A 19,669-nucleotide genomic window follows, 5' to 3' on the forward strand; every position below is an offset into this window, starting at 1 on the left:
AGGTGGTCGTGGGGGACGGTGGTCCCATGACCGGACGTGGCGTGCTGCGGTTGGGTGTGCTGGCCCTCTTGTGGGGGTCGGGGTTCCTGTGGATCAAGCTGGCCCTGACCGGGTTGTCGCCGGTGCAGATCACGGTGATCCGGTGCGCGCTCGGCGCGGCCGTGCTGGTGGTCATGGCGGGGGTCGGGCGGCAGAGGTTCCCGGCGAGGTTGTGGGGCCACCTGGTGGTCGCGGCGTTCTTCTGCAACGCCCTGCCGTTCCTGCTCTTCGCGATCGGCGAGCAGACCGTCGACTCCGGCGTGGCGGGCGTCCTCAACGCGACCACCCCGCTGTTCTCGCTCCTCATCGGACTGGCGATCGGCACGGACCGCGGCGTCACGCCGGTCCGGGTGGCCGGCCTCGTCCTCGGCTTCGCCGGCGTCCTGCTGATCTTCGCCCCCTGGCGGCAGCACGGCCTGGCCGGCGTCGGCGCTCTCGTCCTCCTCGGCGCGGCGGCCAGCTACGCGGTCGCGTTCGCCTACATGGGACGCAAGCTGGTCGGCGAAGGCGGCCCCGTCGCGGTGTCCGCCGCCCAGCTCACCGCCGCCACGGGCCTGGCCGCCCTCATGCTCCCGTTCGACGACACCCCGGCCACGCCCAACGCCACCGCGATCGTCGCGGTGGTGGTGCTCGGCGTCTTCGGCACCGGCATCACGTTCGTCCTCAACTACCGGATCATCGAGGACGAAGGCCCGACCAGCGCCGCCACGGTCGGCTACCTGCTGCCGGTCGTGTCCGTCGCGCTGGGCGCGATCGTGCTGGACGAGCCGCTGACGGCACGGATCGTGGCCGGGATGGCCGTGGTCCTGGTCGGGGTCGCCCTGACCCGGTTGGCCCCGGCCAAGCGGCCGGGAGAGCGAACCGGGCGTTACCAGTTGTCGGTTATGTCGACCGAGCGTGACGGCGGTGGCGGCCGTTCGGCCGACGTCGGTTGACCATGGCATAACCGCTGGTCAGGCTGCTGGTCTGAACCTCGGTCGAGTGACCGTTCGCCCCGTCAACCCTGCGTCGGGGCGCACTCGCCCGGGTTCACCCGAAGGAGCCAACCCGTGCGTCCTTTCCGTCGAACGCTCACCGTTGTGGCCGTCGCGACCACCGCCGTCGGCCTCACCGCCACCACCGCCTCGGCCGAACCCCCGCACCAGGTCGACATCGTCACCGCGACGGCGTCCGCGACCGTCCACCCCATCAAGGACTCCTACATCGTCACCCTCGGCGCGACGGCCCGCGGCGGCGCGAGCGTGGCCGCCACCGCCGGCGTGACGCCGACCCACGTCTGGGACGCGGCGTTCCACGGCTTCGCCGCCAAGCTCACCCCGGCGCAGCTGCGCAAGCTCAGCCGTGACCCCGCGGTCACCACGATCGAGCAGGACGTGCTCGTCACCGACGCGCTCGACGCCACCCAGGCCAACCCGCCGTCGTGGGGCATCGACCGGGTCGACCAGCGCAACCTGCCGCTGTCGGCGAGCTACACGTACACCTACACCGGCGCGGGCGTGCACGCCTACATCATCGACACCGGCATCACGCCGGGTCACGCGGACTACGGCGGCCGGGCCACGTTCGACTACAACGGCATCGACAGCAACAACACCGACTGCCACGGCCACGGCACGCACGTCGCCGGCACCATCGGCTCGAACACCTACGGCATCGCCAAGGGCGTGCGGCTGCACGGCGTGAAGATGATGAACTGCTCCGGCGGCGCGACCACCACGGCGGCGCTCAACGCGATCAACTGGGTCACCGCCAACCACACCAAGCCGGCCGTGGCCAACACGTCGTGGAACTTCACCGCGTCGGCCAGCCTGGAGACCGCGATCCGCAACATGATCGCCGCGGGCGTCTTCCTGGCCACCTCGGCGGGCAACACCGGCGGCAACTCGTGCGACCGCCTGCCGCGCAAGGTGGAGACGGCCAGCGTGGTGGCGTCCTCCACGAACACCGACGCCCGGTCGTCGTTCTCCAGCACGGGCGCGTGCGTCGACCTCTACGCGCCGGGCAGCTCGATCGTCTCGACCGTCCGCACCGGCGGCGCGGGCACGATGAGCGGCACGTCGATGGCGACGCCGCACGTGGCGGGCGTGGCCGCGCTCTACAAGCAGCGGTTCGGCGACCAGCCCTCGGCCACCGTGCACAACTGGCTGAACTCCGGCGCCACGCCGAACGTCGTCAGCGGTGGCGGCACCGGCGGCACGGTCAACCGCCTGCTGTTCACCAACGGCCTGTGACCGTCCCCGGCGCGCGGGGGTTTCGCGCCCTCACCCCGCGCGCCGGGGCACCCTACGCGTCCAACACCTCCGAGAGGTGCCGTGCGACAACGGACACGTGCGGCAGGTCCACCATCGAGAGGTGGTCACCGGGCACCGGCACGACCTCCAGCACGCCGCACGCGTCGGCCCACCCGAGGTCGTCGTCGTCCTGCCGGCGCAGGTAGCGCGGGTCGAGCACGGTGGTCAACGTCTCCCGGTCGGTCGCCCGGTAGAACACGACGCGGCCCGGGTAGTGCCGCGGCGTGAACCGCTCAGCCGCCCGCGCGTCCAGGTAGGACGTCCGCTGGTGGCGCAGCGCGCCGGGGCTGATGCCCAGGTCGGCGACGGCGGCGAGCACCGCGTCGATCTGCCCCACGTCGTCCGACGCGGACAACGACTCCCACGGCAGCTCGACCGACGCGCCGTAGACCTCCTCGACGTGTTGGACGTACCGGGCGAACCGGTGGCGCACGAGGTCGGCGGGCGAGACCTCGGGCGCGGGCAGCGGCCGGACCGTGTCGATCATCACCACCAGTTCGACCTCGGCGCCCTCGTCCAGCAGCAGGCACGCCACCTCGTGCGCCAGGCACCCGCCGAACGACCAGCCGCCCAGCACGTACGGCCCGGACGGCTGCACCGACCGCACCAGCTCCACGTACCGCGCCGCCTTGGCCGGGATGTCCGGCACCTCGTCGATCCGCTCGTACCCGTAGCAGGGCCGGTCCTCCAGCAACCCGACCAACGGCTCGTACACGCTGGTCGGGCCGCCCGCAGGGTGGAACAGGTGCACCGGCCGCCGCGACCCGCCCGCGCGCAGCACCCGCACCGGCCCGCCCGCGTCCTCGAACGCCGCACGCAGCCGTTCGGCCATCGCCTCCACGGTGGGCGAGGTGAACAGGGAGTCGTCGGCAGCGACCCGTCGGCGGACGAGCGCCAGCAGCCGTTCCCGCGAGCCGCCGAGGGCGAAGAAGTCGTCGCGCACGCCGAAGTCCCGCCGTCCCAGCACCTCCGCCCACAGCCCGAACAGCCACCGCTCGGTCGGGTCGCGCGGCTCGACCCGGGTCGAAGCCCCACGTTCGACCCCGGAGAGGTGACGCTCGACGTCACGCAGGCTGGCCCCGCGCAGCAGCAGCGGCACCGGCAGCTCCACCCCCAGGTCGTGCTCGACCGCGTTGCGCAACCGCATCGCCATCAACGAGTCCAACCCCAGCGACGTCAACGGCAGCGAGGGATCCGGCGCGCCACCCATCACCCTGGCCACGATCGCGCTCAGCCGGTCCGCCGCCGGCACGTCGGACGAAGGCTGGAGGAACGACTCGAAGAACGGCCGGTGCGCGAGCCCCGGGAACAGCTCCACCACCCGCCGCCGGTCGAACCTCACCACACCGGTCGCCACCCGTCCGGACAGCAGCAACGCCTCCACCGCCTGCACGCCCTCGGCCGGCGAGATCGGCCGCAGCAGCGGGTTGTCGTTGTCCCGGGCCAGCCCGACCCGGCTCCACGCGCCGAAGTCGATCGTCGTGGCGGGCAGCCCCGACGCCCGCCGCCACCGGGCGAACCCGTCCAGCCACGCGTTGGCCACCGCGTACGCGGCCTGGCCGGGCGAGCCGAGCAGGGCCGCCGCCGAGGAGAACACCACGAACCAGTCCAGCCGACACCCGGCCGTCGCCTCGTGCAGCCGCAGCGCGCCGTCGACCTTGGGCCGCAGCACGCGCCGCACGTCGGCCGGGTCGAGCCGGTCGAACGGCGCGTCGGCCAGCACACCGGCCGCGTGCACCACCCCGCACAGCCGCGACCCGCCGTCCACCGCCGCCGTCACCGCCCGCTCGGCCACGCCGGGTTCGGCGACGTCACCGGTCACCACGACGACGTCCGCGCCGAGCGCCCGCAGCTTCGCCACCTCGGCCCGCGCGTCCGGCGACGGCTCACGACGACCGCACAGCACGATCCGCGCGGCACCGCGTTCGGCCAGCCACCGGGCCATGACCAGCCCCAACGCGCCCAATCCGCCGGTGATCAGGTACGCGCCCGAGTCGACCACCGACCCCGTCGCGGGCACGTCGACCTCCGCGCGCCGCAGCCGTGCCGCGTACCGCACGCCACCACGCCAGGCGACCTCGTCGTCGGCCCGGTCGGCGAGGAGTTCGCGCGGCAGCACCGCGACGTCGTCGACGTCCACGATCGTGGCCCGCAGTTGCGGCCGTTCGAACGCCAACACCCGCACCGCGCCGCGCAACGCGGCCTGCTCCGGCACGCCCGCCTCACCGTCCAGGACGCACGCCGCGTCCCGCGTGACGATCCACAACCGCCGCGCGTCGTGCGCCAACGCCGACAACCGCGCCAAGTCCTGTTCGAGACCACCGGGGACGAACACGATCCCGTCGGCCGCCGCCGAGGGATCGGTCGTCACGTGCTGGCCGGCGTCGATCAGGACGCGGGCCAGGGTCGGGGAGTCGGCGAGCAGCAGCCACGTGCGGGACGCGTCCTCGACGGCGGGCAGGTCGTGCCGTTCCCACCCGATCTCCAACGCCGGCCCGGGCAACGCCACGGACGCCGGCCGCACGCGGACGTCCACGACCTCCACCAGCAGGGTGCCGGCGTCGTCGTGGAGCCACACCGACCCGGTCAGCTCACCGCCGCCGCTCTCGCGGACCACGGCCTCGCACCGGTGCGCACGGCGCGGGTCACCGTGCAGCCGCACGGCGCCGATGCCGACCGGCAGGTACGGCCCACCGGCGGCGAGGTCGAGCGCGGCGGCGGCGAGCGCGTGCAGGCACGAGTCGAGCAGCGTCGGCGGCAGCCGCAACATGCGGTCCGGGCCGTCCGGCCGGTCGACCAGGCAACTCGCCGCACCGGCGCCGGCCAGGGCGGACCGGACGCCCCGGAAGGCCGGACCGTAGTTCATCCCGACCTCGGCCAGCCGCTCGTACAAGGCCACCGGTTCGAGTCCACTGCGGACCGGCGGTGGGGCGCCGCGCTCTTCGCCCGGCACGACGGTGGCGGTGGCGTGCCGGACCCACCCGTCGGCGGTCTTCGCGTGCACCTCGACGCGTCCGGCCCGGAACGTGGTGCTCAGCGGGACCTCGTCGGCCAGGGGGAGCAGCGCCTCGAACGCCACGTCACGCACCGCGAGCGGACCCGGCACCACCTGCGCGCCGGCGGCGAGGGCGATCTCCACGTACGCCGCGCCGGGCAGCACGGCGGTGTCCTGCACCCGGTGGTCGCCCAGCCACGGCAGCGCGGCCAGCCCTACGTCGGCGTGCCACGCGTGCGTGCCGTCGGGCAGTTCGACGTGGTCGCCGAGCAGCGGGTGCCGGTCCGCCGGACGGGTCGGGGGAGTGGTCCAGTGCGGACGGTGCTCCCAGGGCGCGGTCGGCACGTCGGTGACTCCTCGGGCGGGCACCAGGCCGTGCAGGTGGAGCGACGCGAGGTTGTCGTGGAAGGTGCGGACGTCGTCGGTGTCCCGGCGCAGCGAGCCGACGAGCGCGAGGGAGGGCGCGTGCTCGGCGATCGCGGACAGCGCCACGGGATGCGGCGAGACCTCGAGGAACGCGGTGAAGCCGTCCTCGATCGCAGCGGTCACGGCCTGGGTGAACCGCACCGGGTGGCGCATGTGCGCGGCCCAGTAGGCGGCGGTGAACGGCGGCGCGTGCCTCGGATCGGCCAGCACGGTCCCGTACAGCGGCACGTCACCACGCCGTCCGGCCACCTCGCGCAGGGCCGACGCCAGCTCGTCCAGCACCGGCTCGACGGCGGGGGAGTGGCCGCTGGTGCGCAGCGGCAGCACGCGCGCCGTCCCGCCGCCCGCCTCGACCCGGGCGACCAGGGCGGCGAGCCGGTCCGCCGGGCCGGACACCGTGCAGCGGCGTGGTGCGGCGTGCACCGCGACCGACAGCGCCGGGTCGTCCACCTCGTCGGCGGGCAGGTCGACCGCAGCCATCCCGCCGCCGCCCGCCGCGTCGACCACGTCCAGCAGCCGGGCCCTGGTGGTGATCACGAGGGCGGCGTCGGCGAGGGACAACGCGCCGCTCACCACCGCCGCGGCGACTTCGCCCGCGGACTGCCCGATCACCGCCGCCGGCCGCAGCCCGCGTGACTCCCAGAGCCGGGCCAGGGCGACCTGCACGCCGAACAACGCGATCTGGCCGTCGCCCAAGGTGTCCGACGGCGATTCCAGCAACGACCGCACCGAGTGCGGCGCGATCAGCCGGTCCACCTCGTCCACCGCCGCCGCGAACACCGGTTCCGCGTCGAGCAGCCGACGTCCCATCCCGGCCCAGCCCGAGCCGTACCCGGAGAACACCCACACGGCGCCGGTGCGACGTTCGGCCCTGCTCACGGGGCGCTCTCCCGAGGCCAACGCGCGCAACCCGGCCACCACCGCGGTCCGGTCGTGCCCGGCGACCACCGCGGCGTGCGGCTCACGTCCACGACGTCGGGCCAAGGTCGCGCCCACGTCGTGCAGGTCGGCGTGCGTCGTGGCCAGCCACTCGGCCAACGCCGAGGCGTGCCGCCGCACGCGCCCCTCGGACGTGCCGGACACCACCAGGAACGCGGGGCCGTCGGGCCGGTCGGCGTGGTCGGTCGCGGGCGCCTCCTCCAGCACCACGTGCGCGTTCGTGCCGCCGAACCCGAACGACGACACACCCGCCGTGATCCGGCCCGAGTACCGCGGCCACGGCGTCGGCTCGGTCACCACGCGCAAGCCGGTGAAGTCGATGTGCGGGTTGGGCGCGCGGAAGTGCAGGCTCGGCGGGATCTCGCCGTGCCGTACCGCCAGCACCGCCTTCACCAGCCCGATGACACCGGCGGCCGACTCGGCGTGGCCGAAGTTCGACTTCGCCGACCCGAGCAGCAACGGCCCGTTGTCGCGGGCAGCCTCGTCCTGGCCGAGCACCTCGCGCAGCGCGCCCACCTCGATCGGGTCGCCGAGCAGCGTCCCGGTGCCGTGCGCCTCCACGTAGTCCACCCGGGACGGGTCGACGCCCGCGTCCGCGTAGACCCGGCGCAGCAGATCGGCCTGCGCCCGCGGGTTCGGCGCCATCAGCCCGTTCGAGCGCCCGTCGGAGTTCACGCCGCTGCCCCGGATCACCGCGAGCACCCGGTCGCCGTCCCGTCTCGCGTCCGACAGGCGCTTGAGCACGACCGCGGCACAGCCCTCGGCCCGGGCGATACCGTCGGCGGCGGCGTCGAACGGCTTGCAGCGCCCGTCGGCCGACAGCAGGCCCGCCCGGTGGAATGTGAGCGTGACGGCCGGCCCGAGCAGCAGGTTCACCCCCGCGACCACGGCGGCGTCCGTCTCGCCCGCGCGCAGGCTCTGGCACGCGTGGTGCACGGCGACCAGCGACGACGAGCACGCCGTGTCCACCGCCAGGCTCGGCCCGCGCAGGTCCAGCAGGTACGACAGCCGGTTCGCGGCGATGCTCAACGCGCCGCCGGTCGCCGTCCAGGGCTCCACCCGGCTCAGGTCCGCCGCGCTCGCCGTGCCGTACTCGCCGGTGGAGATGCCGACGAACACGCCGGTCCGGCTGCCGCGCAACGTGTCCGGCGCGATGCCCGCGTGGTGCAGCGCCTCCCACGACACCTCCAGCACCAGTCGTTGCTGCGGGTCCATCAACGCGGCCTCGTGCGGCGCGATGCCGAAGAACTCGGCGTCGAAACCCCTGATGTCGGGCAGGAAGCCGCCGAACCGGGGCGTGCCGTCGGGCAGGCCGGGCCACCGGTCCGGCGGCGCGGGCGTGACCGCGTCACCGCCCGAGCGCAGGAAGTCCCACAGCCGGTCGGGGCCGTCGACGCCGCCGGGCAGTCGGCAGCCGACGCCGACCACCGCGATGCCCTCGTCCACGGGACGGTCGGGCCCCGTGTCCGGCGTGGTCTCGTGCCCGGCCAGGTGGCGCGCCAGGCGGGCGATGGTGGGGTGCTGGTAGAGCACGGTCGGGGGCAGCGGCACGTCCAGGAACTCGCCCAACGCGCCCGCGAGCACGACGGCGTCACGTGAGGACAGGCCGAGTTCGGCCAAGGGCTGGTCGACGTCCACCTCGCCCTCGGCGAGGTCGGCGAGTTCCGCGACGCCGCGCACCAACCACGCGCGGAGTTCCGCTTCCGCGGGCGTGTCGAAGCCGGTCATGAGTCACCTTTCATACGATTTCCACAAAAACGCCTCGACGTATTTGTGAGGCGGTGGACGACACGTCCGTGATCCGGGTGTCTGCGGCGTGCGAACGATCGTGGCCTGGTCGAACGCCGGTGAACAATAGGCTGATCGGGTCAATGACCGGTCGCGGGAAGTAGTCGTTGACAGTTCTTCTACTCGTCGGTAGCTTCTGCGCCCGGCGTGCTGGAAATCACTTCGGCAAAAGTTGTGACGACCGCACAAAACCTATTTCGGGATTTTGTCAGAGGAGAGGGTGTTCATGACGGTCACCGCGACCACCACCGGCACGGTCGTGGACGCCGTGCTGCGCTGGGCCCGCGACCGGCCCGGCCGCACCGCCTTCACGTTCCTCGACCACGAGGCGGACCCGCGCGGCGTGCCGGTCTCGATCACCTGGGCCGAGCTGGACGCACGGGCCCGCGGCGTGGCCGCCGAGCTGCGGCGCCGGTGCGCGCCAGGCGACCGCGCGCTGCTGTTGCTGCCCCAAGGGCTGGACTACGTGGTGGCGTTCGTCGCCTGCCTGTACGCCGACGTGCTCGCCGTGCCGTTGTTCCCGATCACCGGCGACGGCCACCGCGAACGCCTCGACGGCATCCTGCGCGACTGCGCGCCGACCGTCGCGCTCACCGACGCGCCCGCCGCGCTCGACCTGGACGTGGTGGTGGTCGGCAGCGTGCCGCCGTCCGCCGAACCACCCGTGCGACGGCTCGGCGGGCCCGCCTACCTGCAGTACACGTCGGGCTCCACGCGGGCACCGGCCGGTGTGGTGGTGACCGACCGGAACCTCCGGGTCAACGTGCGCCAGGCGCTCACCGCCTACCGCCTGGTCGACGTGGTGGCGTCGCCGGTGAGCTGGCTGCCGCTGTTCCACGACATGGGGTTGGTGCTCGGCGTCGGCGTGGCGTTGGTGACCGGTGTCGAGGCGGTGCTGATGGACCCGTCGGCGTTCCTCTACCGGCCTTCGCGGTGGCTGCGGGCCATGCACGGGCGGCGCAACGTCCTCAGCGCCGCGCCCAACTTCGCCTACGACCTGTGCGTGCGGCGGGTGTCGGCGGCCGAACGGTCCGGGTTGGACCTGAGCGGCGCGGTGGCGCTGATCAACGGCAGCGAACCGGTGCACGCTGCGACGGTGGCCCGGTTCCAGGAGGCGTTCGGGCCGTGCGGGCTGCGGCCGGACGCCCAGCGCCCCTCGTACGGCCTGGCCGAGGCGACGGTGTTCGTGACCGCCGCCGCCCGGCCGACGACCACCGGGTTCGACCGCGCCGCGCTCGCCCGAGGACGCGCGGTCCGCCAGGACGACCCGGAGCGGGCGAGCGTGCTGGTCGGCTGCGGCGGCGCGGTCGACCAGCACCTCGCGATCGTGGACCCGGTGACGGGGGAGCGGGTCGACGGCGACCGGGTGGGCGAGATCTGGGTGTGCGGGGAGAACGTCTCGCCCGGCTATTGGTCCGGTGGGGAGGGCTTCGGCGCCCGGCTGCCGGGTTCGCCGCCGGGACCTTGGCTGCGCACCGGTGACCTGGGCGTGCTGCACGACGGCCAGCTGTACGTGGTCGGCCGGATCAAGGACCTGATCGTCATCGACGGCCGCAACCACTACCCGCAGGACGTGGAGGCGGTGGTGGAGGGGGCCGACGACGTGATCCGGCGCGGTCACGTGGCGGCGTTCGCGGTGCCCTCGGTCGACGGCGAGGCGATGGTGGTGGTCGCCGAGCGGTCCTCGAAGGTGCCGCGCGCGGCCGTCGACCAGTCCCGCGTCCGCGCCCGCGTGCGCGCCGCCGTGTCCCGACATCACGACGTGCGGGTGCTGGACGTGCTCGTGGTCGAACCGGGCTCGGTGCCCAAGACGTCCAGCGGGAAGCTCTCGCGCACCGCCTGCCGCGACCGCTACCTCGCCGGCCTGCTGCCCACCTCGTGACCGCCCACCTCGTGACCGCAGGCCCGGACGCGTCGCGGAGGTCCCCGCCCAGGGGGACCCCTGTTCTCGATCTTACCGACGAGGTCCGACAATTTCGGGAGAAGTCATGTCGCGCGTGCTGTTGCCCGCCCTGTCCGCCCTGGTCCTGATGGTCGTTCCCGCGCAGGCCACACCCGTCGCGGCCGATGACGGGGCAGTAGTCGTCGGCGAGCGGTGGCTCGACGCCCGCACCGTCGACCTCACGGTGTCCTCGCCCGCGATCGGCGGCCACGTTCCCGTCCGCCTGCTCACCCCACCGGGCTGGTCGCCTACCGCGTCCAGGACCTGGCCGGTCCTCTACCTGCTCCAGGGTGTCGGCGACGACTACACCTCGTGGACCAGGGAAACCGACGTCGAGGAGCTCAGCGCGTCGAGCGACGTCCTGGTCGTCATGCCCGACGCCGGACGCGCCGGCTGGTACACCGACTGGTGGAACGGCGGACGCGGCGGCACGCCCAGGTGGGAGACGTTCCACACCGGGGAACTGCCGCAACTCGTCGAGCGGAACTACCGGGGCGGCACGGCGCGCGCCGTCGCGGGGCTGTCGGCGGGAGGCACGGGCGCGTTCGGGTACGCGGCCAAGCACCCCGGCATGTTCCGGGCCGCCGCCTCCTACAGCGGTCTGCTGTCCACGCAGTTCATCGGCGTCCCCCAGTTCATCTACACCACCGTGCTGCGGGAAGGCCTCGACCCGTACGGGCCGTGGGGCCGCGAAACCCTCGTGCCCGATGTCTGGGCGGCGCACAACCCCAGGCAGCTCGCGGCGAACCTGCGCGGCATGTCCCTCTACATGTCCTACGGCAACGGCTTCAAAGGCGCGCTGGACACGGACTGGTGGTCCTACGACGCGTTCGAGACGATCGTGGGCACCACGTCGCCGGACTTCGTGGGCCGGATGCGGTCGCTGGGCATCCCGATCACGGTCAACGCCTACGGCGGCGGCACGCACACCTGGAAGTACTGGCAACGCGAGCTGCGGGCGTCCTGGCCGGTGCTGATGGCCGCGCTCGCGTGACGCGCGTCGTGCTGGTGGCCTGCTTCGCGGCCTTCGTCACGGCGCTGGACAACAGCGTCCTGATGGTCGCCCTGCCGACCATCGGCCGCGACCTCGGCCTGTCCACCACCGACCTGCAGTGGGCCGTGGTCACCTACATGCTGGTGTTCGCGAGCCTCATGCCGGCGGCGGGCGCGGTGGGGGACCGGTTCGGGCACCGCCGGGTGCTGCTGGTCGGGCTGCTCGGGTTCGCCGCCGCGTCGCTGGGCTGCGGCACGTCGGACGTCGGCTGGGAGTTGGCGCTGTGGCGGGCGGCCCAAGGTGCGTCGGCGGCGGCGATCGTGCCGACCGGGCTGGCCGTGCTGCGGACCGACCTGGACGCCGCCCGGCGCCGGACGGGGATCGCGGCGTGGACGGCCGCGCTGGCCGTGGCGCTCGCGGTCGGGCCCGCGCTCGGCGGCCTGCTCAGCGAGGCGGCGCACTGGCGGTGGATCTTCCTCGGCAACGTCCCGGCGTGCGTGGCGGTGGCCGCCTTCGCCGCCCTGGCCCTGCCGTCACGGCGGATCACCCGACCGACACCGCTGCCGATCCGGTCGACGGCGGCCTTGACCGCAGCCGTCTTCACCGTGACCGCGACCGTGCTGAGCGTCGGCGGCGACGGTCCGGTGGCGGCGTTGGCCGCGTTGTCCGGCGCGGCGTGCCTGGCGTTCGTGGCGGCGGAGCGGTCGGCCGCGCGCCCGTTGTTCCCGGCGGGCCTGGTCCGGCCGGTGTTCGTCGGCGGCACGGTCGCGCAGGCGTTGTGGGGGCTTGCGGTCAGCGGCGTGCTGTTCGTGCTGCCGCTGCACCTGCACCGCGCCGAGGGCCTCACCCCGTTGGCCACCGGCCTGTTCTTCGTGCCCGCCGCGGTGGCCGTGATCGCGGGCGCGCCGGTCGTGCCCCTCTTGGTGCCCCGGCTCGGGCCGTGGCGGACGGCGGCGTGCGGGCTCGGCGCGGTGACGGCCGGGCTCGTGGCGATGCCCTTCGCGTGTCCGCCGGCAATGCTCGCGTGCCTGGTGGTGATCGGTTTCGGCTCGGCGTTGACGACCCCGTTGACCACCGTGGTGCTGGATGCCGCCGACGAGCGGTTCGCCGGGGTCGCTTCGGCCACCGTCACCGCGAGCCGTGAGCTGGCGGGCGGTCTCGGCGTGGCGGTCATCGGGCTGGCGTTCACCGCGGCCGGGCTCTTCGCGGCGCTCGTGGTCGCCGCCGGCGTGGTGGCGGTGGGGCTGGGGATCGCGATCACCTTGGACCTGGCCGCGCGCACGCGGTCGGTCAGCCGTCCGGCCGGTTCGCGCAACGGGAGGTAGTCGTCGGTGCGAAGATCGGCACATGGGGACCACCGCGTTGGTGCTGCCGCTCGCCGATCCCACTGCGGACCTGGAGACGGTCGGCGGGAAGGGCGCCTCGCTGGCCAGGCTCGCCGCCGCGGGCCTGCCCGTGCCGGCCGGCTTCCACCTGACCACGCACGCCTACCGCCGGGCCACCGAAGGGCTCGACGCCGGGACCCGGGCCGGACGGGGAGGCGAGGCCGCCATCGCCGCCGCGTTCGAACGCCTGGACATCCCCGCGGACATCGCCGACGCCATCCGCGCGGCCCTGCCACCGGGACCGGTCGCGGTGCGGTCGTCGGCCACCGCCGAAGACCTGCCGGACCTGTCGTTCGCGGGACAGCACGACACCTTCCTCGACGTGTCCGGCGACGAGGTCCTGGACGCCGTGAAGCGGTGCTGGGCGTCGCTGTGGACGGCACGCGCCGTCGCCTACCGCGCCCGCAACGGCATCACCGACGTGGCGCTCGCCGTCGTCGTGCAGGAGATGGTGCCCGCCGACGCGGCCGGTGTGCTGTTCACCGCGAACCCCGTCACCGGCGCGCGGACCGAGACCGTGGTCAACGCCGCGCCCGGCCTGGGCGAGGCGCTGGTCGGCGGCACGGTCACCCCGGACGAGTACATCGTGTCCGCCGACGGCGTGGTGCGCGGGTCCGGCGGTTCACTGCTCTCCGACGCTCAGGTGCGGGAACTGGCCGGGTTGGGCGCACGGATCCAGGACCTGTACGGCGTGCCGATGGACGTCGAGTGGGCCGTGGCCGGCGGGCGGATCGCGGTGTTGCAGGCCAGGCCGATCACCGCGCTGCCCGAGGTCTGGAACGACACCCTGCGCGGCGACTACCTGTGGACCTGCGCGAACCTGCGCGAGGCCGTGCCGAGCGTGATGTCGCCCGCCACCTGGTCGTTCGCCCGGGTGCTCGCCCAACCGCCGATCGCCGGCCACCCGACGTCGGGCAACATCGGTGGCCGGTTCTACCTCAACCTCAGCGCCGCGCTGGCCGTCGGTCGGGCGCTCGGCCTGAACCGCTTCCTGTGGCGGACGGTCGAGCTGTACTTCGGCCGCGTCCCGGCGGGCGTCGAGGTGCCGCCGCTGCCGCTGTCCCGCCCAGCCGTGCTGCGGGCGGCGATCGGGGCGGCGCTGCCGTTCCTGCGCCAGAACCGGGAGTTCCGGGCGAAGATCGACGGCCTGCTGGCCTCCGCGCCGGGTCGGGCCGAACGGCTGCACGCCGCCTTCCGCGCCGCCTCGACGCCCGCCGAGCTGCTCGCGCTGTGGAAGTCCGACGTGCACGACGTGCTGCACGTGGACGCCAAGGTGTTCGACGCCGGCGCGCGCAACGGCTCGATGTCGTCGGTCAAGCTGCGCCGCAAGCTGGCCGGGCTCGTGGGCGAGGACGACACCACCGCGTTGCTGACCGGCGCGCACGGCGCGGCGGGGGAGTTGGAGAGCCTCGGCCCGGTGCTCGGCCTCGCCCGGCTCAAGCGCGGCGAGATCACCCGCGAGGCGTACGTCCGGCTGTACGGCCACCGGTTCGCCGACGAGTTCGAGGTGTCCGCGCCGCGCCCGGCCGAGGACCCCGGGTGGCCGCGCACCGACGACGTCGGCGTCGACCCCGAAGAGCTGCTGGCCAGACAGGCGGCCGTGCGCGACGCGGCGTGGGAACGACTGCGCGCCGCGCACCCCGGCAAGGTCGACCGGCTGCGCCGCGAGGTGGACGGGCTCGCCGCGCTGGCCCGGGAGCGGGAACGGGCGCGGTCGGAGTTCGCGCGCACGTTCGCCGTGCTGCGGGCGTTCCTGGTGCGGGCGGGCGAGGTCACCGGGCACGGCGACGCGGTGTTCTTCCTGCCGATCGAGGAGACCTTGCGCGTCCTCGACGGCGACGAGACCCCGTTGGCGTCGGTGCCGGCCCGCGGTGCCGCCTACGACCGCTACCGCGCGCTGCCGCCCTACCCGACCGTGATCCGCGGCCGGTTCGACCCCGAGGCGTGGGCCGCCGACCCGGACCGCCGGACCGACGTCCACGCCGCCGCCGCCGAACCCCTCGGCGACGCCGTGTCCGGCTTCCCCGGCGCGGCGGGCGTGGTGGAGGGCGTCGCCAGGGTGATCCAGGACGTCGCCGACGCCGCCGCGCTGCGACCCGGCGAGATCCTGGTGACCACGGTGACCAACATCGGCTGGACCCCGCTGTTCCCGCGCGCCGCCGCCGTGGTCACCGATGTCGGCGCGCCCCTGTCGCACGCCGCGATCGTCGCCCGCGAGCTGGGCATCCCCGCCGTCGTCGGCTGCGGCAACGCCACCACCCGGATCAGGACCGGCGATCGCGTCCGCGTGGACGGCGGGCGCGGCGCCGTGACCGTGCTGGGCTGATCACTCCCGTCGGGGCAGCTGCCCGGTCGGCCCGCTGGTCACGGTCAACCGGCCCGGACCGAACGTGACCTGCCCGGTCGGCCCTGGCGACACCGTGGCGCTGCCCGCCTGGAGGTCGGCCTCGAAACCGGGCAGCTTGAGCCGGATCAACGCGGGCAGCAGCACGGCCACGGTGAACAGCCCGACCAGCACCGGCGTGGTGGCCGTCAGCATCACCGCGGTCACCTTGCTGGAGAAGAAGAACGCCGTCCACATCGTGCCGAGCAGCAGCAACGAGATCGTAGCCACCGCGTAGCCGCCCCAGATCGCCGGCGCCACCGCCTTCATCTCCCGTTCCAGGAGCTGGAGGTTCCGCTGCGCCTCGACGTGGCCGCGGCTGCGCTTGAGGCACTCCCGCAGGTGGTGCATCGCGCGCAGCCGGTAGCCGAACCGGCCGCGCGCGTCGGCGGCCAGCGACCCCATGCGGTGGTGCGCCACACCGGCCACGAAGTGCGGGTCGGCCTCCGCGTCCGGCGCGGTATCGATCGCCGACTGCGCCTGCGCGTACGCCTCCGCGTGCAGGTCCGGGTTCTGCTGCTTGTCACCGCGCTGCACCAGCAGCCGCGCCAGCGCCAGGTGCGTTCGCCACTTCCGCGACGCGTCCTGCCGCTGCTCGGCGAGCCGCAGCACGGACTCGGCCTCCGCCTCGTCGCCGGCCCTGGCCAACGCCTGCGCCAGCCCGATCGCCGCCGCGCCCGAGGCCGGGTCGATCGCGATCGCCTGCCGGAACTCCCGTTCGGCGTCGGACAACCGCTCCTCGCCCAGCTGCAGGAACAACGCGCCCAGCTCGACGTGCGCGTTCACGTCGTACCAGTCCCGCGCGACGGCCTTGCCCAGCTCGACCTCGGCTTCCTCGTACCGCCCCATCTGGACGTACAGCGCGCCGAGGTCGGCGTGGCTGCCGTGGTGCGGGTCGACCTCCAGCGCCTTGCGCAGGTGGTACTCGGCCGAGGCCAGGTTGCCCCGCCGGAAGGCGAGCACGCCGAGGCAGACGTGCACGGGCGCGGAGGCCCGCCGGTCGAGCAGACCGCCGGCCAGGCCCTCCGCCTCGCGCCACCGCCGCTCGCCGTCCTGCCGCGCCAGCGCCCACACCAGGGCCAGCACGTAGTCGTAGTCGTCCGGGCGGTCCGCCAGCGCCGCCCGGAACTCCTTCTCGGCGGTGACGAGGTCGTCGTCGGTGAAGGCCGCCCAGCCCAGGGCGTGGTGCGACGCCGCGCGCTCGTAGTCGTCGCGCGAGTCGGCGAGCAACGCGGCGAACACCCGGCGCGCCTCGCCGAGCCGGCGGGCGTCGTGGTGGACCCACCCCAGCTCGAACCTGGGCCCGCGCAGGTGCGGCGCCCGGGCGCAGAACTCGGAGACCAGCCGTTCGGCCTCGTCGAGGCGGCGCAGGGTGCGCAACGTCGCCGACAGCGCGACCACCAGGTCCACGTCGAAGGGGTCGACGGCGCGTGCGGCGGCGAACTGCTCCTCGGCGCGGTCGAACGCGCGGACGTGGTCGTGCACCTTGGCCAGCAGCACGTGCAGGTCCACCACGCCCGGCGCGTTCACCAACGCCTGCCGCGCGGTCTCCTCCGCCTCTTCGAACCGGTTGAGGAGCATCAACGCGGCGACGCGCGCCTCGTAGGCGGCGACGTGCCCGGGGTCGAGGTCCAGCGCGCGGTCGGTCACCACCAGCACGCGGTCGAGATCACCCATGTCGCCGTGCAGCCAGGCCGCCGTGACCAGGGCGTCCGGCTCGTCGGGGCGGAGCTCGAGCATCCGGTTCGCGGCGGCGAGCGCCTCGGGGTAGCGGCGGGCCGTGCGCAGCAGGCTCACCTTGGTGCGCCACGCCCACTCGTGCCCCGGCCGCAGCTCCAACGCCCGCTCGACCTCGGCGAACGCCGCCTCGACCCGGTCGAGGTCCGAGTGCAGCCAGGCGATGTCGACGCGCAGGTCGGCGTCGTCGGGGAAGCGCGCCAGCGCCTCGTCGGCCGCCCGCCCGGCCTCGTCGAACCGGCGGGCGAGCCGCAGCACGCGGATCCTGCGGCGATGGGGCAGCGCGTAGGCCGGGTCGACCTCTGACGCCCGGTCCAGGTGGGACAGCGCCTCGTCGACGAGGTGCCTGGCGGCGGCCAGTTCGGCGGCGGTCACGTGCAGGCTCGACGAGTCGGGGTGCAGCGCCGCCGCCTTGGCCGCCGTCACCAGGGCCTCGTCCACCCGGCCGGCGGTGTGCAGGACCGCGGTCCGGCTGCGCAACGCCCACTCGTGCTCGGGGTCGAGCGCCAGCGCGGCGTCCAACGACGCCAGGGCGTCCGGCACCCGGTGGCGGTCGGCGTGCAGCCAGGCGACGGTGACGTGCAGGTCGGGGTCGTCGGCGATCCGGGCCAGCGCCTCCTCCGCCGTGCGCCTGGCCTCGTCGAACCGGCGGGCTTCGCGCAGGTGGCCGATCAGGCTCCGCACGGCGGTGCGGTCGTCGGGCTCGATCGCGAGGGCGCGCTCGGTCGTGGTCACGGCGTCGTCGTGCCGCCCGGACTGGTTGTACGCGTCGGCCAGGCGCAGGAGGGTGGGCACGTCCTCGGGCTGCTGCTCGGCGGCGGCCTCCGCCGCACGCAGGGCTTCCGGCAGCCGGCCGAGGGCGTCCAGCGCGACGATCCGCGCGCTGTGCGCCCCGGAGTGCCGGGGTTCGAGCGCCAAGGCGCGCTCCGACGACGTCACCGCCTCGTCCAGCCGGCCGAGGGTGATCTGCAGGCGGGCGATCGCGACGTGCAGCTCGGCGTCGTCGGGCTGCCGGCTCACGGCGTCCGCCGCGGCGGAGACCGCCTCGTCGAGCCGCTTCGCGTAGGTCAGGAACTTGACGCGGCTGCGCAGCGCCCACGCGTGGTCGGGGGACAGGCGCAGCGCGCCGGCGACCGCCTCGACGGCCTCGTCCTCCCGGTCGAGCGAGCTCAACGCCCACGCGTGCTCCACGTGCAGGTCGGGCTCGTCCGGGCGCAGCGCCACGGCGTGCCGCCCCGCCTCCACGGCCTCCTCGCGCCGGCCGAGGGAGCCGAGGCAGTCGATCCGCCCCTGCAACGCGTCGGTGTCGCGGGGACTGACCGCCAACGTGCGCTCGACGTGGTCGAGGGCTTCCACGTGCCGGCCCTCGTCGGCGTGCAGGCGCGCCAGCGCGAGGTGGATCGCCGGGTCACGGGGGTGGAACGCCAGCGCCCGCTCGCCGGTCTCCAACGCCTCCTCGGACCGACCGGCGTCACGGAGGATCACGACCTTGCGGCGCAACGCGGGGGCGTGCCGCGGCACACCGGCCAGCGCCTTGTCGCAGCACGCGACGGCGAGGTCGGTGTCGCCGCGGGCCAGGTGCACCCCGGCGAGGGTGAACTGGAGGTCCGGGTCGTCCGGGTAGTGCTGCAGGGCCACGCCCGCCGCCGCTTCGGCCTCGTCGTGCCGGTCCGCCGACACCAGGATCGAGATCCTGCTCCGCACCACCGACTCGTGCGTGGGCGTGATCGCCGCCGCGCGGTCCAGGTGCTCGATCGCCCGGTCGTGCTCGTCGCGCGCGGCGTGCAGCCAGGCCGTGGAGACGAGGAACACCACGTCGGACGGGTGCCGGTCCGCCGCGTCGGCCGCCTGCTCCAGCGCGTCGTCCGTGCGGCCGAGCGACTGGAGCAGGTCGATCCGGCTGTCCAGCGCCCAGCGGTGCGCGGGGTCGAGCGCCAGCGCCCGGTCGACGGCGGCCAGGGCTTCGTCGTAGCGGTGCCGGTCGCTGAGCACCCACCCGTGCTCGACGTGCAGCCGCGGCACGGCGGGCACCGCCGCCACCGCGGCCTCGGCCACCTGTTCGGCCTCGTCGTAGCGGTGCTGGGACCGCAAGGCGGTGATCTTCCACTCGAGCGCGTCCGGGTGGTGCGGGTCGAGGTCGAGCGCCGCGTCGAAGCACGCCACCGCCTCCGCGTACTCGTAGGAGGTCGAGTGGACGCGGCCGAGGGCGTAGTGGGCCTTCGGCGCCTCGGGGTGGTCGCGGACCGCCTCCCGCGCGGTCGCCTTCGCCTCGTCCAGCCGGGTCAGGTTCGCCAGGGCGACGGCGACCCAGCCGGCGGTGCGCCAGTCGTCCGGCGCGAGGCGGCGGGCCTCGGTGAAGGCCGCGAGCGCCTCGCGTGGCCGCCACGCGTCCAGGTGGGCCCGGCCGAGGGCCAGCCGCAGCGGCACGCTGTCCGGGTGCCGCGTGATCGCCTCGGCGGCCACGGCGAACGCCTCGTCGTCCCGGTACGTGCGGGACAGGGTCGCGACGCGCCACGCGAGCAGGCGGTCGTCGTCGTCCGCGAACAGCGCCAGCGCCTCGTCGTACCGGTGCCGGGCCAGCGCCAACCGGCCACGCGCGATCCGCAGGTCGGTGTCGTCGGCGGGGTGGTCGGGCCCGGCCAGCGCCTCGGCCCGGTCCAGCTCACCCCGGCGGCGCAGCCGGTCGATCTCGGCGGCGGTGGGCATTGGTCCCCCTCGGTGGCCCGGTCCGTTGTGGATCACAGTGCACC

Annotated in this window: 8 protein-coding genes; 6 read left to right on the top strand and 2 right to left on the bottom strand. The window is 74.5% G+C overall.

Annotation, left to right across the window (positions count from 1 at the left end):
• Positions 1 to 26: 26 nt before the first annotated feature.
• Positions 27 to 974, top strand: coding sequence for a DMT family transporter (locus tag LNK82_RS19915; RefSeq protein WP_230568519.1), 948 nt, complete (start codon positions 27 to 29; stop codon positions 972 to 974).
• A 144-nt stretch (positions 975 to 1,118) separates the two neighbouring features.
• The gene (locus LNK82_RS19920) at positions 1,119 to 2,270 is read left to right on the top strand and encodes a S8 family peptidase (RefSeq protein ID WP_230568520.1); all 1,152 of its coding nucleotides are present in this window, start codon (positions 1,119 to 1,121) and stop codon (positions 2,268 to 2,270) included.
• A 52-nt stretch (positions 2,271 to 2,322) separates the two neighbouring features.
• Here LNK82_RS19920 and LNK82_RS19925 read toward each other — a convergent pair whose 3' ends face one another.
• Positions 2,323 to 8,418 (bottom strand): type I polyketide synthase, encoded by a 6,096-nt coding sequence (locus LNK82_RS19925; protein ID WP_230568521.1) that lies wholly within the window; start codon positions 8,416 to 8,418, stop codon positions 2,323 to 2,325.
• Positions 8,419 to 8,704: 286 nt separating this feature from the next.
• Here LNK82_RS19925 and LNK82_RS19930 point away from each other — a divergent pair, with 286 nt between their 5' ends.
• The 4 genes from LNK82_RS19930 (at position 8,705) to LNK82_RS19945 (ending at position 15,125) form a co-directional block, all read left to right on the top strand.
• The gene (locus LNK82_RS19930) at positions 8,705 to 10,360 is read left to right on the top strand and encodes a fatty acyl-AMP ligase (protein WP_230568522.1); all 1,656 of its coding nucleotides are present in this window, start codon (positions 8,705 to 8,707) and stop codon (positions 10,358 to 10,360) included.
• Positions 10,361 to 10,466: 106 nt separating this feature from the next.
• Positions 10,467 to 11,414 (top strand): alpha/beta hydrolase, encoded by a 948-nt coding sequence (locus LNK82_RS19935; RefSeq protein WP_230568523.1) that lies wholly within the window; start codon positions 10,467 to 10,469, stop codon positions 11,412 to 11,414.
• Positions 11,411 to 12,739, top strand: a complete 1,329-nt coding sequence (locus LNK82_RS19940; RefSeq protein WP_230568524.1) for an MFS transporter — start codon at positions 11,411 to 11,413, stop codon at positions 12,737 to 12,739. The genes LNK82_RS19935 and LNK82_RS19940 overlap by 4 nt, the downstream gene beginning before the upstream one ends.
• Before the next feature lie 22 nt (positions 12,740 to 12,761).
• Complete coding sequence (locus tag LNK82_RS19945) at positions 12,762 to 15,125, top strand: PEP/pyruvate-binding domain-containing protein (RefSeq protein WP_230568525.1); 2,364 nt, start codon at positions 12,762 to 12,764, stop codon at positions 15,123 to 15,125.
• Here the strand turns inward: LNK82_RS19945 and LNK82_RS19950 are convergent, their stop codons facing one another.
• Positions 15,126 to 19,625, bottom strand: coding sequence for a tetratricopeptide repeat protein (locus tag LNK82_RS19950; RefSeq protein WP_230568526.1), 4,500 nt, complete (start codon positions 19,623 to 19,625; stop codon positions 15,126 to 15,128).
• Positions 19,626 to 19,669: the final 44 nt, after the last annotated feature.

It is taken from the genome of Saccharothrix luteola, from assembly GCF_020859565.1.
Classification (GTDB): Bacteria; Actinomycetota; Actinomycetes; order Mycobacteriales; family Pseudonocardiaceae; genus Actinosynnema; species Actinosynnema luteola.